General features: G+C 72.3%; 14 protein-coding genes. 7 read left to right on the plus strand and 7 right to left on the minus strand.

Going from position 1 to position 15,451, the window contains the following annotated elements:
• Nucleotides 1-40 precede the first annotated feature (40 nt).
• Nucleotides 41-2,227, minus strand: coding sequence for a M4 family metallopeptidase (locus OG462_RS15350; RefSeq protein ID WP_406057994.1), 2,187 nt, complete (start codon nt 2,225-2,227; stop codon nt 41-43).
• A 146-nt stretch (nt 2,228-2,373) separates the two neighbouring features.
• Between OG462_RS15350 and OG462_RS15355 the strand changes: the two genes are divergently transcribed.
• A complete protein-coding gene (locus tag OG462_RS15355) occupies nt 2,374-3,336 on the plus strand; it encodes a LysR family transcriptional regulator (protein ID WP_406057995.1) in 963 nt (320 codons plus the stop codon).
• 28 nt (nt 3,337-3,364) lie between these two features.
• On the opposite strand, the gene OG462_RS15360 is transcribed toward OG462_RS15355, so the two are convergent.
• From OG462_RS15360 to OG462_RS15375, 4 genes are all read right to left on the minus strand, one after another.
• Nucleotides 3,365-4,183: a pectate lyase gene (locus tag OG462_RS15360; protein ID WP_406057996.1), complete on the minus strand. Its 819-nt coding sequence runs from the start codon at nt 4,181-4,183 to the stop codon at nt 3,365-3,367.
• A gap of 11 nt (nt 4,184-4,194) precedes the next feature.
• On the minus strand, nt 4,195-5,034 hold the full coding sequence (locus OG462_RS15365) for an EI24 domain-containing protein (RefSeq protein ID WP_406057997.1): 840 nt from the start codon (nt 5,032-5,034) through the stop codon (nt 4,195-4,197).
• Nucleotides 5,035-5,143: 109 nt separating this feature from the next.
• Nucleotides 5,144-5,566, minus strand: a complete 423-nt coding sequence (locus OG462_RS15370; RefSeq protein ID WP_406057998.1) for an organic hydroperoxide resistance protein — start codon at nt 5,564-5,566, stop codon at nt 5,144-5,146.
• 64 nt (nt 5,567-5,630) lie between these two features.
• On the minus strand, nt 5,631-6,650 hold the full coding sequence (locus tag OG462_RS15375; protein WP_406057999.1) for an NADP-dependent oxidoreductase: 1,020 nt from the start codon (nt 6,648-6,650) through the stop codon (nt 5,631-5,633).
• Nucleotides 6,651-6,755: 105 nt separating this feature from the next.
• Between OG462_RS15375 and OG462_RS15380 the strand changes: the two genes are divergently transcribed.
• Entirely contained in the window at nt 6,756-7,181 is a 426-nt protein-coding gene (locus OG462_RS15380) for a MarR family winged helix-turn-helix transcriptional regulator (RefSeq protein WP_406058000.1), read from the plus strand.
• A 47-nt stretch (nt 7,182-7,228) separates the two neighbouring features.
• On the opposite strand, the gene OG462_RS15385 is transcribed toward OG462_RS15380, so the two are convergent.
• On the minus strand, nt 7,229-7,639 hold the full coding sequence (locus OG462_RS15385; RefSeq protein ID WP_406058001.1) for a MerR family transcriptional regulator: 411 nt from the start codon (nt 7,637-7,639) through the stop codon (nt 7,229-7,231).
• Between the two features lie 59 nt (nt 7,640-7,698).
• Here OG462_RS15385 and OG462_RS15390 point away from each other — a divergent pair, with 59 nt between their 5' ends.
• Entirely contained in the window at nt 7,699-8,583 is an 885-nt protein-coding gene (locus OG462_RS15390; protein WP_406058002.1) for an NAD(P)-dependent oxidoreductase, read from the plus strand.
• Between the two features lie 99 nt (nt 8,584-8,682).
• Here the strand turns inward: OG462_RS15390 and OG462_RS15395 are convergent, their stop codons facing one another.
• Nucleotides 8,683-9,609, minus strand: coding sequence for a hypothetical protein (locus OG462_RS15395; RefSeq protein ID WP_406058003.1), 927 nt, complete (start codon nt 9,607-9,609; stop codon nt 8,683-8,685).
• 252 nt (nt 9,610-9,861) lie between these two features.
• On the opposite strand from OG462_RS15395, the gene OG462_RS15400 reads away from it, so the two are divergent.
• The 4 genes from OG462_RS15400 to OG462_RS15415 all read left to right on the plus strand — a co-directional run bounded on the left by OG462_RS15400 (nt 9,862) and on the right by OG462_RS15415 (nt 15,401).
• Nucleotides 9,862-10,923 carry a rod shape-determining protein gene (locus OG462_RS15400; protein WP_406058004.1) on the plus strand — a complete coding sequence of 354 codons (1,062 nt, stop codon included), beginning with the start codon at nt 9,862-9,864 and terminating at the stop codon, nt 10,921-10,923.
• Nucleotides 10,924-11,018: 95 nt separating this feature from the next.
• Nucleotides 11,019-12,560: a GAF domain-containing protein gene (locus OG462_RS15405; protein WP_406058005.1), complete on the plus strand. Its 1,542-nt coding sequence runs from the start codon at nt 11,019-11,021 to the stop codon at nt 12,558-12,560.
• Nucleotides 12,561-12,647: 87 nt separating this feature from the next.
• A complete protein-coding gene (locus tag OG462_RS15410; protein ID WP_406058006.1) occupies nt 12,648-13,883 on the plus strand; it encodes a nitrate/nitrite transporter in 1,236 nt (411 codons plus the stop codon).
• Between the two features lie 63 nt (nt 13,884-13,946).
• Entirely contained in the window at nt 13,947-15,401 is a 1,455-nt protein-coding gene (locus OG462_RS15415; RefSeq protein ID WP_406058007.1) for an acyl-CoA synthetase, read from the plus strand.
• Nucleotides 15,402-15,451 lie beyond the last annotated feature (50 nt).

A 15,451-nucleotide genomic window follows, 5' to 3' on the forward strand; every position in this document is an offset into this window, starting at 1 on the left:
ACGGCGCCCCGCCCCGGTCACGGGGCGCTCGGGCCCGCGGCTACGGGGCGCTGAGGCCCAGCGTGTACGGGCCGGAGCCGCTGTACGCGTGGACCACGTACCGGTAGTAGCCCGCGGTGCCGTAGTAGCTGGTGTCCTCGTCGGCCGTCTCTGTGCCGCCGACGGCCACGTCCACCCAGCCCGACCCGTTCCACTTCTGCAGGTAGAGGTCGAAGTCGGTGCCGGCCGGGCCGCGCAGGCAGCCCACGTGGGTGCCCGAGGTCGCCGAGTAGTAGTAGGAGCCGTCCGGCTGGGCCTGGGCCTGGCCGGAGGTCAGGCTGCCCTGGTAGCTGTACTCGGTGTCGTCACAGCCGGTGGGCGGGGTCGTCGTGCCGACCGACAGCTGGTAGGTGACGGTGTGGGTGGCGGAGCCCGTACCGGTGACGGTGATCGGGTAGGTGCCGTCGGCCGTGCCCGCCGCGACCTGCACGGTCATCGTGGACGAGGAGCCGGAGGTCACCGAGCTGGGGCTGAAGGAGACGGTGACGCCGCTCGGGGCGCCGCTCGCGGAGAGCTGGACGGTCTGCGCGCTGCCGCCGGTGGTGCTGGTGTTCACCGTGGAGGTGACGGAGGCACCCGGCTGGACCGAGCCCGAGGACGGGTTCAGGGCGAGCGAGAAGTCCGGGGTGGTGGTGCCGCCGCAGTCGGTCTCACCGGACTGGGCGGGGACGCCGATCGCGTTCCAGGCCGTCTTCACGGCGTTGCACTCGGCGCTGCCGTAGGTGTTCTTGGCACTGGTCAGGGTCGCCTTGCGGGCGGCGAGGTGGTTCCAGGAGGAGGTCTTCATGAGCAGCGCGCCCATGAAGACCTTGCCGGCCTTCTGGATGCCGATGCCGGTCACGGAGGACGGACCACCGGAACATATGGGGCTGTTGGGCTTGCCGCCGCCCGGGTTGGAGCCCTCGGCGAGCAGGTAGAACCAGTGGTTCTGCGGTCCTGCCGCGGCGTGGACCTCGGTGCCGGAGCTCAACTGGGGGTAGCAGTTGGGGTCGTTGCCGATGAGCGACGGGTTGTACATGTTGCGGATCGGCTGGTTGTTGCCGGTGAAGTTCAGCTTCTCGCCGACGGTGTAGTCCGGGGTGTCGTTCGGGTTGTTGGCGTAGTGCTCGGTGAGCGCGCCGAAGATGTCGCCGGTGGACTCGTTGAGGCCGCCGTTCTCGTTGGAGGAGCCGGCGCTGCCCGGGGTCCGGTCGAAGATCTCGTGGCCGTACTCGTGCGCCACGACGTCGATGCCGGTGAGCTGGTTGGTGCCGTTCTGGTTGCGGCCGTACGTGGTCTTCGTACCGTCGTAGTACGCGTTGACCTCGCTCAGTCCGGCGCGGGCCGGGACCATGCCGCCCTGCCCGTTCTGGCCGTTGTAGCCGAACCACTCCTTGAGCATGGAGTGTTCCTTCTGCGCCGCGTACATGATGTCGACGCAGGCGGTCACCAGATCGTTGGCGCCGTTGTTGCCCCAGGGCGAGGAGCCCGTGTAGGCGCTGCCGTTCTGGCCGCCGCACTTGAAGCCGCCGCGGCTGGTGTCGGTCATGGAGCTCGCGGCGGTGTCGATGGTGACGTTGCCGTTGTGGTGGCCGCGGCCGTCGGCGTGCAGGATCTTGTCGGTGGCCCGGGCGACGGAGCCGGTACGGGCGTCGACGTAGGTGTCGAGGGCGCTCGGCGCGTTCTGCGCGGTACGGCCGGTGACCCGGGTGTGCCAGGTCAGTACGGCCTTGCCGCCCTTGAGGAGCACGGTGAGCTCGGGGACGCTCGCGCTCTCGACCGAGGCCAACTGCCTGCGGGCGGTGGCGAGGGCCGCGGCGGCGGTCACCTTCGCCGCGGTGGAGATCCTGATCGCGGGCGCCGGGGCGCCGGTGACCTCACGGACCTTGCCGGAGCTGTCGGAGACGACGACCGCGTCGCCGCCGACGACCGGGAGGCCGCGGTAGGTGCGCTCGTACGAGGCGTAGTACAGGCCGTTCGTCCACGGGGTGACGGACGTCCGGACGAGGTCCTCGTCGGCGCCGTGCCGCAGCTCGTCGAGACCACTGGCCGCGGCGCCGTCGGCGGCGGCGAGCGCGACGGACTTGCCGTGGCCCGGGGGTACGGGCTGCGCCTGCGGGGCCGCGGTGGCGGTGCCGGCGAGGGCGGTCGCGAGGCTCGCCGAGAGCGCCAGGGCGGCCACGGCCGCGGTGAGTCTGGTGGGGTGCAACGTCTGCTCCGATCGGGGTGGGATCGTGGTGGGGGAGACGGATCGTCGCGCCGAGTATGGGCGTGCACATGACTGGTTCGGGACATCTCATCCGGCATAAGACCGGGGTTATGGTGCGGCCGCGCGGTGCTGCGTACGCTGCTGAAATGCAGCTGGAGTTGAGGCATCTCGAGGCCGTCTGCCGGATAGCGGAAGCGGGCAGTCTGGGACGCGCGGCCGGGCGGCTCGGGGTCTCGCAGCCGGCGCTCTCCGCGCAGCTCCGGCGCATCGAGCGGGTCGCCGGCGGGGAGCTCTTCCTGCGCGGCCGGAACGGCGTGGAGCCCACCCCGCTGGGCGAGTTCGTCCTCTCCAAGGCGCGGCTCGTGCTCGGCGAGATGGACGCACTCGCCGCCGGGGCGCGGGCCGTCGCCCCCGACACCCCGCTGCGCCTCGGCTGCATCCTGCTCGTCCTCGTCGACGGGCTGCTCGGGCAGTTGGAACGGGTGATGGCCGGTCAGGACATCTCGGTGACCGTGGAGCACTCGGCGACCACCCTGACCCGGCAGCTCGGCGCGGGCCGGTACGACGCCGTCCTGTACGGGGAGGTCAACGAGCACGAGGTGGCCCTGCCGGAGGGCACCACCGCCAGGACGCTGGTCCCCAAGGAGCCGTTCTGCGTGCGCCTTTCGGCCGCCCACCCACTGGCCGGGAAGGAGCGGATCGCCCTGGCCGAGCTGGCCGGCGAGTCCTGGATGACGCTGGTGGAGGACGACGACGGCGGGCCCGAGGCGCTGGTCGCCGCCTGCGCGAGGGCCGGGTTCACGCCCTCGCTGCGGCACCGGGTCGCCGACCGGAAGATGCACTACGACCTGATCGCCTCGGGCCGGGCGATCTCCATGAGCCAGCCGACGGCCCCGTACGCGGAAGGCACGGTCCTGCGCCCCCTGGAGGGCGACCCTCTCCTGGGACGCATCCGGCTCGCCTGGAACAGGGCGGCGGTCCCCGCCCGGCACGCGGAGCTGCTGTACCGGGCGGCGGTCCACGCCTACCTGGCGAACGTCGACAACAACGCCTTCTACCGGACGTGGTGGGACGCCCGGCCGGAACTGCACCCGGTCCTCGAAGGCTGAGCCGGGAGGGCCGGGTGCGCTCGGCGGACTAGTCGTACGAGAGGTCGCCGGCGGAGTACCGGCAGGTGGTGCCGTCCGGTCCGGTGCCGATCTCCGTGGGCTCCTTGCCGGTGTTGTTGCCGGTGAAGCGGGTGCACGGCTTGATCTTCTTCTTGCTGTCGCCGTGGATGCGGACGTTCCGCAGGGTCGCGGTGTCGCCGTAGTTGGCGTTGACGCCGACGATCGACTTGCCGGGCGTGGTGATGTCGACGTCGTTGACCAGGATCGTGCGCGGGTACTGCTTCTTGCAGTTGCCGCAGGAGCGGACGAGCTTGCCGAAGTCGGAGACCTGGAACTTGGTCACGACCAGCTTGCCCGCGCCGTTGAACTGGAAGACCTTGTCGGACGCGCTCTTCGCTCCGCCGCCGTAGACCGCGTACACCGAGGACGCCGAGGTGCCCTTGAAGGTGGCGGCGTCCTCGCCGACGTTCTCCCACCAGACGTTCTGCAGGGTGCAGCTGCCGAGGCAGTGGACCCCGTCGGCGGCCGGGGAGCCGATGATCACGTTCTTGAGTGTCGCGCCGTCCTTGAGGACGAAGACCGGCTTCTGGCTCTCGTCCTGGCCGTCCGAGCCGAGCTCACCGGTGCCGTAGAAGCGCTGGAGCTTGCCGTCGTAGGTGCCGGAGACCTCGATGGAGGCGGGGACCGGCTTGTCGCCCTTCGCCTGCGGCCAGGCGGCCACGGCGCTCGCGGCGCCCGCCGGGGCGAGCAGGGTCGTGGTGACGATCGCCGCCCCGGTGACACCGAGGGCGCTCAGGCCTCCGATGATCGCGCGCCGGCGGCCGGTCTTCCGCTTGTGTGACGTCATGGTCTTCTTCCTTAGTGGGGGAGGTGGTGCACCCCCTGGTCGCCACCGGAGGAAGGAAGGTTGCCGCCCGCTCGATCGTTCTCCGGGGAATCCTCGTCCCGGTCGTCGCCGCCCGTCTCGCCGCCGAGCTCGCGGGCCATCAGCGTGGCGCCGGCGACGGCTCCCGGCATCAGGAAGACGGCGACGAAGGGCACGAGGAAGGCGAGGGTCAGCGGGACGCCGAAGCCGAGGACCGCCATCCGGCGCCCGCGCAGCAGCCGCAGCCGCTCCTTGAGCTCGACGCCCCGGCGCTGGAACGCGACGGCCGTCAGCTCCTCCGCGAGGAAGAAGCCGGAGACGCAGAAGCCGATGACGGGGACGGCGGTCTGGCCGATCACGGGGATGAAACCGCAGGCGAAGAGCAGAACGCCGTAGAACGCGACCCGCAGCAGGATCCGCAGGCTGTCACGGGCCGAGATCCACAGCTCGCGCCAGAGCGGAAGCCCGGACTCGGGCACGTCGCCGCCCTCGCTGCGGTCGACCTCCTCGGAGAGCGACTCGTAGAAGGGCTGGCCGACGAGCAGGGTCACGGCGGTGAAGGTGATGACCGCGAGGAACAGCCCGAGGGCGACGACCAGGGCGGTCAGGGTGCCGCGGAACATCTCGAGCCAGGGAGAGGTCCAGTCGTCGGCGAACGGGGTCGCCCAGGCGGCCAGGTCGTCGGCGCCGTAGCCGAGACCGACGAGCGCGCCCGCATAGAGCACGAGGGTCACGAGTCCGGGCAGCAGTCCGAAACCGAACCACCGTCCGTGCCGGCCCACCCACTTCTGGCCCTTTACCAGGTAACCGAAACCCACCCCGAGATCGCGCATGAGGATCACCTTATCGGGGGCTCCCGGCCGGGTACGCGGCGAGGACCGCACCCCGACGGCGGTCGGGATGCGGTCCTCGGTCAGCGCTTCCGGTGCTGCGGGTCCGGGCTCAGACCGCGAGCTCGACCGTGATGTTCCCACGGGTCGCCTTGGAGTACGGGCAGACCTGGTGGGCCTTCTCGATCAGGCTCTTCGCCGTCTCGGCGTCCACGTTCGGGATGGTCGCCGAGATCTTGACGATGATGCCGAAGCCGTCGTCGTTCTTGCCGATGCCGACCTCGGCGGTGACCGTCGAGCCGGAGATGTCGGCCTTCTCGTTACGGGCGACGACACCGAGCGCGCCCTGGAAGCAGGCACTGTAGCCCGCCGCGAAGAGCTGCTCGGGGTTGGTGCCCGCGCCGGAGCCGCCCATGACCGTGGGCGGGTTCACGACGAAGTCGATCTTGCCGTCGTCGGTGGCGACACGGCCGTCACGCCCGCCCTCGGCGGTGGCGACGGCGGTGTAGAGGACGTCGGAGTGCTGGATCGGCATGCGAGGTACTTCCTTCATGGGTTCGCCGCGACTCGCGCCCACGACCGCGACGGCTGAGGGAAGCCTAACCGGTCACCGAGACGATCATCTTTCCGGTGTTGTCGCCGCGGAGCAGTCCGAGGAAGGCGTCCACGCCGTTCTCGATGCCCTCGGCGAAGGTCTCGCGGTGCTTGAGCTCGCCGGAGGCGAGCCAGCCGCCGACCTCCTGGACGAACTGCTGCTGGAGGCCGTAGTGGTCGCCGACGAGGACGCCCTGGAGGCGCAGCCGCTTCCCGATGATCATCGCCATGTTGCGCGGGCCCGCGACCGGCTCCGTGTCGTTGTACTGGGCGATCATGCCGCAGATGGTGGCGTGGCCGTGCACGTTGAGCGAGGAGATCGCGGCTTCGAGGTGGTCCCCGCCGACGTTGTCGAAGTAGACGTCGATGCCGTCCGGGGCGGCCTCGCGGAGCTGGTCCTTGACCGGGCCGTTCCTGTAGTTGAAGGCGGCGTCGAAGCCGAGCTCCTCGACGAGGAACTTGACCTTCTCGTCGGAGCCGGCCGAGCCGATCACCCGGGAGGCGCCCTTGAGGCGCGCCATCTGGCCGACCTGGCTGCCGACGGCTCCGGCGGCGCCGGAGACGAAGACCGCGTCGCCCTCCTTGAAGGAGGCGACCTCGAAGAGGCCGGCGTAGGCGGTGAGGCCCGTCATGCCGAGGACGCCGAGGTAGGCGGAGAGGGGGGCGAGCGCCGGGTCGACCTTGGTGGCGTGCTGGGCCGGGACGTCGGCGTACTCGCGCCAGCCGAGACCGTGCAGGACGTGGTCGCCGACGGCGAAACCCTCGGCGTTCGAGGCGATGACCTCGCCGACCGCGCCGCCGTCCATGGGCTGGTCGAGCTTGAACGGGGGGATGTAGGACTTCACGTCGTTCATGCGGCCACGCATGTACGGGTCGACGGAGAAGTGCAGGTTGCGCACCAGGATGCGGCCCTCGGCGGGCTCGGCGACCGGCGTCTCGCGCAGGGCGAAGTCCGCGGGGGTGGGCCAGCCGTGCGGACGGGCGACGAGGTGCCACTCACGGCTGGACGCGGGAAGAACGGACATGAGCACGGCCTCCAGAAAAGCTTCAGGTCACAAAAGGTTCAGCTACTGAAACAACCATGCGCCTAGATATTTTATGTTGTCAAGTATCTGGGTAGCATGGACCTCATGGCCACCTCACGCACGGACCCCCTGACCCTCGAAGTCGTCGAGCTGATCGGCACGGTCGTGGCGCGCTACTACGAGGAGTACGAGCAGGCGGCCGCGCAGCACGCGCTGACCGGCGCGCAGGCACGCGTCCTCGGTCTGCTCTCGCTGGACCCGCTGCCGATGCGCCGCATCGCCCAGAAGCTGAAGTGCGAGCCGTCCAACATCACCGGGATCGTGGACCGCCTGGAGGCCCGTGGCCTGGTCGAGCGGCGCCCCGACCCGGCGGACCGCCGCGTCAAGCTGGCCGTCCCCACGGAGGAGGGCCGCGCGACGGCCCGCCGGCTGCGCGAGTCCCTGGACTTCGCACGGGAGCCGCTCGGCGAGCTGACCGAGGCCGAGCGCACGCTGCTGCGGGACCTGCTGAAGCGGATGCTCGGCGTCTAGGGAATGTCCGGCGGACCGTAGCGCAGGCCCTGGAGAGGGGTCACCGCTCAGGCCGGGACGGGCTCCCGGTCGTCGGAGCCGTCGAAGGGCGGATAGGCCTCCGCGCCCATGCGCTCGGCCGCGTCGATGTACACCGCGAGCGCGTCACGGGACCGGGCGATCCGCTCCATCTGGTCGTCGAGCCGCCGCATCCGCGACCGCATCGCGGCCAGCAGCTCGGGGCAGCCCGCCAGCTCCGGGACCTCGCCGACCGCGCAGGGCAGCAGGTACGCGATGTCCTCGGAGGACAGGCCGGCGCCGAGCAGGTGCCGGATCTGCTTCACCCGGAGCACGGCGCTCTCGTCGTACGCGCGGTACCCGTTGGTGCCCCGGTCGGCCTCAAGGAGGCCCTGTGCCTCGTAGTACCGCAACTGATGGGCGTGGACGCCCGTCCGACGGCTTAATTCCCCGATCCGCATCGCAACCCCGACCTCGCTCGCTTGACCTTCACACCGGTATCAACGTTCACGATGCTGCCATGACCGACAGAACAGCCGCACCCGTGACCATCATCGGACTCGGCCTGATGGGCCAGGCCCTCGCCGGCGCCTTCCTCAGGGCCGGACACCGCACCACCGTATGGAACCGTACGAGCTCCAAGGCCGCCGCGCTGGTGGCCGAAGGCGCACTCCTGGCGCCGTCGATCGGCGCCGCGCTCGACGCGAGCCCGCTCACGATCGTCTGCCTCACCGACTACCGGGCCGTGCGCGAGCTGCTCGACGCGAACGACGTGAAGCTCGACGGCACGACGCTGATCAACCTCACCTCGGGCGACTCGACCCAGGCCCGGGAAGCCGCCCGGTGGGCCGAGGAGCGCGGCGCCCGCTACCTGGACGGCGCGATCATGGCCGTACCGCCGGTGATCGGCACCGCCGAGGCGATGATCCTGCACAGCGGCCCGAAGGCGGACTTCGACGCCCACAGCTCCACCCTCGGAGCACTCGGCACGGTCACCCACCTCGGCGAGGACCACGGGCTCGCGTCCCTGTACGACGTGGCCGGCCTGGCCATGATGTGGAGCGTCCTGAACGCCTGGCTCCAGGGCACGGCCATGCTGAGGACGGCCGGGGTCGACGCGGCGACGTACGCGCCGTTCGCCCGGCAGATGGCCGCCGGAGTGGCCGAATGGCTGCCGGGGTACGCCGAACAGATCGACAGTGGCTCGTTCCCGGCCGAGGTGTCGGCCCTGGAGACCGACGCGCGGGCGATGGAGCACCTGATCGGGGAGAGCGAGGCGCTGGGCGTCAACGCCGAACTCCCGAAGCTGTTCAAGGCGATGGCGGACCGTGCGATCGCGGCCGGCCACGGCGGGGAGCAGTACCCGGTGCTGATCGAGGAGTTCAGCAGGCCCGAGGCCGGCTGATGCCTACCGGCGCGTCCGACCGGTCAGACGCACCGGCCGCCGACCGACGCCGTCCGGCCGGGAAGACGCACCGGACCCGACCGACGCCCGTCCGACCGGTCAGACGCACCACCACAGGAAGCGGGTGCACTCCGGGGTCGGGCTCGGGGTCGGGGTCGGGGAGCTGCTGGGGGTGGGGCCCGTCGTCGAGGGGGCGGGGCCGGTCGGGGTCGACGTGGCGGACGGGGGTGTGTCGGCCCTCGTCGCGGACGGGCTCGCGGTGGGACTGGACGGCCGGGTCACCGGGTCGGTGGGCGTCGGCGGGTCCTCGGGCGTGCCCCCGTCCCCGCTCCCCGTACCGGTGCCCGGACCCGATCCCGTACCGGAGCCGGACCCTGAACCCGAGCCAGTGCCCGTACCCCCGCCCGAGCCGGAACCCGAACCCACGCCTTTGCCCGAGCCCGTATCCGCGCTCACCTGGCGGGGGCGGGTCGGCGTGGCCGAGACCGGGGACGGCGCGCCGCCGTCCGGGACGGCGGTGGTCTCGACGGGCTCGGGGGCCAGGGGGGACTCGGTGACGTCCAGTTCCTCCACCGCCATGGCGGCGCCGCCACGCTCCGGTTCCTCCAGGGCGAGCCGCGCCAGGCTCAGCGTCCCCGCCGCGAGCACCAGGCCGAGGGTTCCCACCAGGACCGTGCGGCCCCGGCGGCTCCGCGCGCGTCGGCCCTTGCGGGTGGCGGCGCGGCCCCGGTCGGCGGCGCGGCCCCGGTCGGCCGACCGACCCCGCGCGGCCTCCCTGGCGGCGCGGCGGCCGCCGGGGGCCGGGCGGGGCGGTTCGAGGACGTCGAGCTCGTAGACGTGCTCGGGCGCCGGCCCGTACTCGGACGCGGGCACGACGGGTTCGACCGGCTGGAACGGCTGGTCGCGCTCGACCGGCCGGCCGGGTATGCGGGGGGTCTCGTACCGCAGCTCCTCGACGGGAGTCCCGCACCCGGCACAGGCGAGAGCCCCGTTGAGATGCCGCCGGCACGCGTGGCAGTAGTCCATGGGGCCCGCAGGCTATGCGGCCGGGTACGGCCACAGGTAGGCGCGGAAGTGAGGATTCTGTGAGGAAACCGCAGGTCGTCGGCAGTGCGTCGTGATTCTCCCGCTTCGGTACGTCCTGCCGGGTGAACCCGGCCGGGCCCCGGGCGGCGCAGCCCAGCGCGCGCCGCGCCCCGGACGGCCGGACGATGCGAACAGGACCGCGAAACGCGAACCACCTCGCCCGTGCCAGCACCGCACTCCGGAGGATCCGCCGTGACCGTCAGCCTTGAGCAGCTGCGTCGTTGCCATGTCGCCGTCGACCTGGGTGCCGCCCGCACCCGGGTCTTCGTCAAGGGCGCCGGACTCGTCGTCGACGAGCCGAGCGTCGCCGCCGTCAACACCCGTACCGGAGCGCTGATCGCCGTCGGCGCGCTGGCCGAGAAGATGACCGGCCGCACCCCCGACTACATCCGGGTCGTCCGCCCGGTCTCGGGCGGCACGGTCGTCGACATCGAGATGGCGCAGCGGATGCTCCGTCACCTCCTCGGCGAGAAGCTGCGCCGCCAGCTCCGCCGCAAGCCCCGGCTGCGCGCCGCCGCCTGCACCCCGCACGACAGCGACCCGCTCGCCCAGCGCGCCGCCGTGGAGACCCTCGTCGGCCTCGGGGCCCGTCGCGTCGAGCTGGTCGACACGCTGATCGCGGCGGCCGTCGGCTGCGGCCTTCCGGTCGAGCAGCCGACCGCCACCATGATCCTGGTGTGCGGGGCGGCGACCACGCAGGTCGCGGTCCTCTCGCTCGGCTCGATCGTCACGGCGGAGCGGATGCCGGTCGGTGGCAACGCCATCGACCACGCCGTCATCCAGCATCTGCGCCACCACCACGAGCTGATGCTGCCGAGCCAGTCGGTACGCCCGCTCCAACTCGCCCTCAGCGGCAACGGTCTGACGCCCCACGGCCCGGCCTGGACCGAGATCCACGGCCGTGACGTCGCCACGGGCCTGGCCCGTTCGGTGACCGTCGACACCGCCGCCGTACGGGAGGCCATCCACACGCCGCTGACAGCGGTCCTCGACGGCATCGGGAAGGTGCTGCGGGACTGCCCGCCGGACCTGGTGGCCGACCTCGCGGACCGCGGGATCATGATGGTCGGCGGCAGCGCCCTGCTGCCGGGGCTCGACCAGATGCTGCGCGAGGCGACCGGCATGCCCGTCCACATCGCCGAACGCCCGGACATCTGCGCGATCCTGGGCCTCGGCGCGATGCTGGAGGGCAAGGTCCAGCCGATGGTCCTCGACCCGCTGGCGGAGCAGAACCCGCCGGCGGACGAGGACTGAAGATCCGTCACTCCTTCCCGGTGAGCCCGTCGGACACCCCCGCGAGCCCTCGGACACTCCCGGCGAAACCTCATGATTCGTACGACAATGAGATCATGACGATCATGGATGAGGACACGGACGAGGACGCGCCCCGCCTGCCCATGCTGCTCGAAGCGGTCCTCAGCGTCGGCACGGACCTCGAACTCCGCTCCACCCTCCAGCGCATCGTGGACTCCGCCACCGAACTGACCGGGGCCCGCTACGGCGCGCTCGGGGTCGTCGACCCCGAGCGCCGCCGCGTCACCGAGCTCTTCACCTCCGGCATGACGGACGAGGAGCGGCAGCACGCCGGCCGCCTCCCCGACGGCCACACCGGGCTGCTCGGCGTCCTGATCGAGGACCCGCAGCCGCTGCGGATCGACGACCTGACGGCCGACCCGCGCTCGTCCGGCGTACCCGCCGGGCACCCCGGGATGCACAGCTTCCTCGGCGTCCCCATCCGGGTGCACACCGAGGTCTTCGGCAATCTGTACCTCACCGAGAAGCGCGACGGCGGCTTCACCGAGGAGGACCTGTCCCTGCTGCGGGTCCTCGCCTCCCAGGCCGGCATCGCCATCGGCAACGCCCGGCTGTACGAGACCGCCCGGCAGCGCGAGCGCTGGATCGAGGGCGCGGCCGCGGTGACCACGGCCCTGCTGACCGGCGCGACCGCCGAGAACGCGCTGATGACCGTCGCCGAGCAGGCCCGCATCCTCGCCGGCGCCTCGGCGGGCGTGGTCCTCCAGCCCACCCTGGAGGGCGGCATGGAGATCGTCGCCGCCTCGACGACGGACGACCCCGGCGATCTGGTCGGGACGGCCATCGCGCCCGGCTCCCCCGTGCTCGTCCAACTGCTCGGTGGTGAGCCCGTGTTCATCGAGGACTCGGCGACGGATCCCCGGATGACCACCCCGGTCCGGTCCCGTTTCGGCCCGTCGATGATGCTGCCGCTGCAGAGCGGCGGAAAGCTCATCGGCACGCTCGCCCTCCCCCGCCGGCGCGGCGACCGGCCGTACACGGCGGTCGACCGGCTCCTCGCCTCACAGTTCGCCTCGCAGGCGGCGCTCGCGCTGGTACTCGCGGACGCCCGGCACGACAGGGAGCGGCTCGCGGTGTACGAGGACCGGGACCGGATCGCCCGCGACCTGCACGACCTGGTCGTCCAGCGCCTGTTCGCCACGGAGATGATGCTGGAGTCCACCCGGCGGCGGGCGGCCGACTCCTCCGACGACGACGCGCTGCTCGGACGGGCGGTGGACGAGCTGGACTCCACGATCCAGGAGGTCCGTACGACCATCTTCGCGCTCCAGCAGCCACCGGCCGACGCGCCGACCTCCTTCCGGGGGAAGGTGCTGCGGGAGACCGGCGGGGCGGCGGTCCTGCTCGGTTTCCAGCCGTCCGTGCACTTCTCCGGCGCCGTCGACACCCTCATCGACGAGGAGACGGCGGGCAGGCTCCTCGCCACCCTGCGCGGGGCGCTCGCGGCGGCGCACCGGCGGTCCGGGATCGGCGCGATCACCGTCGAGGTGTCGGTCGGGGGGTCGGCCGGGGACGAGGGCGCCCGGCTCCGGGTCGCGGACGACGGCACCCCGCCGACGGCGGTGACCTGGCCGTAAGTCCCCGTACGGGAGACGCCTGTACGGGGACACCCGTACGGAGCAGTCCCGCGCGCCGCCCACCCCGCCCCGATCTTGACTGGTGGCGTGGACACCGAGACCAAGCCCCCGACCACGGCGGCCTACCGCAACCTGGCGACGGCCACCATCGGCTTCACGCTCACCTTCTGGGCGTGGGACCTGATCGCGCCCCTCGCCAGCTGGTACGGCGACCGGCTCGAACTCAGCTCCTTCGAGCAGTCGCTGCTCGTCGCGGTCCCCGTCCTCGTGGGCTCGCTCGGGCGCATTCCGGCCGGGGCACTGACCGACCGGTACGGGGCGAAGCTGATGTTCCCGCTGGTCTCGGCGCTGACGATCATCCCCGTCCTGCTGCTCATCGTGGTCAAGGACAGCTACGGCCTGATGCTGGTCGTCGGCTTCCTCCTCGGCCTCGGCGGCACCACGTTCGCCATCGGCATCCCGCTGGTCAACTCCTGGTTCCCGCCCGCCAAGCGCGGCCTCGCGCTCGGGGTGTTCGGCATGGGCATGGGCGGTGTGGCGCTCTCCGGCTACTTCACGCCGCGCATCGCGAAGCACGGCGAGAACCTGCCGTTCATCGTGGTGGCGGTCGCGCTCGCCGCGTACGCGGTGCTCGCCACGTTCCTCATCACCGACCGGCCCGACCGGCCCGTGCCCACCGCCTCCCTGGCGACCCGGCTCCGCGCGGCGGGGCGGTTGCGGGTGACGTGGGAGCTGTCGGCGCTGTACGCGATCGGCTTCGGCGGCATCGTCGCGTTCGGCGTCTACCTGCCGACGTACCTGAAGACCTGGTACGAGCTCGACCCGACGGACGCGGGCACCAAGGCGGCCGGCTTCGCTCTGGTCACCGTCGTCTTCCGGCCGATCGGCGGCTGGCTCTCGGACCGGATCCACCCGGCGCTCGTCACGGCCGCCGCGCTCGGCGTGGTCGCCCTGCTGGCGATCGTCCAGGCCTTCGACCCGCCGCTGAACCCGGGCGGCACGATCGCCCTGCTCATCATGGCGGCCGGGCTCGGCACGGCCAGCGGTTCCGTCTTCGCCCTGGTCTCGCAGGTCACCCCGCAGGCCAAGGTCGGCAGCGTGACCGGCATCGTCGGCGCGATGGGCGGGCTCGGCGGCTTCCTGCCGCCGCTGGTGATGGGCGCGATCTACAGCGCCAAGGGTTCGTACTCGATCGGCTTCATGCTCCTCTCCGACCTGGCACTTGCGGGCTGCGTGTACGCGTGGGGGCGGATGCGCGGGATCCGGCCGGAGGGCGAGGCGCCGACCCCCGAGGCGGCGAAGGTCACAGCGGCCAGGCCCTGACGCGACCCCCGTGCGGGCAGAATGCCTCCGGCAACCCTCGTCCCGACCCGAGGAGTACGACCGGTGAGTGCGCTCTTCCCCGCCCTGGTGACCGGAACAGATTCCGACCGGCCCGCGCTGCGCTGCGGTCCGGACACCCTGACCTACGAGGAACTGGCGCGGGCCGCCGGGGCGGTGGCGGCCCGGATCGGGGGCGCTGAGCGGGTGGCCGTCTGGGCCACGCCGACCGCGCACACGGCGGTCGCGGTGGTCGGGGCCCTGCTCGCGGGCGTGCCCGCCGTACCGCTCAATCCGCGGACCGGGGAGCGGGAGCTGGCGCACATCCTCGACGACAGCAAGCCCGCGGCCGTGCTCACGGGGGCCGACGACGTGCTGCCCGCCGGACTCGCCGGACTCCCCCGGATCGTCGTGGACCTCACGGCGAGCGGCCCGCCGGTCGCCGGGGCGGCCGAGCCCGAGTCCCCCGCCCTGATCGTCTACACCTCGGGCACCACGGGCCCGCCGAAGGGTGTCCTCCTGTCCCGGCGGGCGATCGCCGCCTCGCTCGACGCGCTCGCCGAGGCCTGGTCGTGGACGGCGGACGACGTCCTCGTGCACGCGCTGCCGCTGTTCCACGTGCATGGGCTGATCCTCGGGATCCTGGGGCCGCTGCGGCGGGGCGGCGAGGTCCGGCACCTGGGCGCGTTCTCGGTGGCGGGTGTGGCGCGGGAGCTGGGCGGCGCGGGCGGCGGCACGATGCTGTTCGGCGTACCGACCATGTACCACCGGCTCGCGGACGCGCTCGCCGAGGACACCGGCCTGGTCCGGGCGATGGCCGGGGCGCGGCTCCTCGTGTCGGGTTCGGCGGCGCTGCCGGTCCACGACCACGAGCGGATCGCGGCGGCGACGGGCCGGACGGTCGTGGAGCGGTACGGGATGACCGAGACGCTCATGAACACCAGCGTCCTGCCGGGCGCCGAGCCGCGCCCCGGGACCGTCGGGGTGCCGCTCGCGGGCGTGGAGCTGCGGCTGGTGGACGAGGACGGCTCGCTGCTCGGGGCGTACGACGGGGAGACGGTCGGCGAGGTGCAGGTGCGCGGCCCGAACCTGTTCTCCGGCTACCTCAACCGGCCCGGGGCGACGGCGGCGGCCTTCGACGGCGACTGGTTCCGCACCGGCGACATGGCGGTCCGGGAGGCGGACGGGGCGGTGCGCCTGGTGGGCCGCAGGGCGACCGACCTGATCAAGAGCGGCGGCTACAAGATCGGGGCGGGCGAGATCGAGAACGCGCTCCTCGACCACCCCGGGGTGCGGGAGGCGGCCGTCACCGGCGAGCCCGACCCGGACCTGGGCGAGCGGATCGTGGCCTGGGTGGTGCCGGAGGACGCGTCGATGCCCCCGACGGCGGCGGAGCTCGCCGACCACGTGGCGGGCCTGCTCGCCCCGCACAAGCGGCCCCGGGTGGTGCGCTATCTGGACGCGCTCCCCCGCAACGACATGGGCAAGATCCTCAAGAAGGCGCTGACCCAGGGGGGTTGAGCGAAGGCAGCCGGGCCCCCTCCCGCAGCGAGCGGGAGGGGGCCCGGTAC

The sequence above is a fragment of the Streptomyces sp. NBC_01077 genome (assembly GCF_045162855.1).
Taxonomy (GTDB): Bacteria; Actinomycetota; Actinomycetes; order Streptomycetales; family Streptomycetaceae; genus Streptomyces.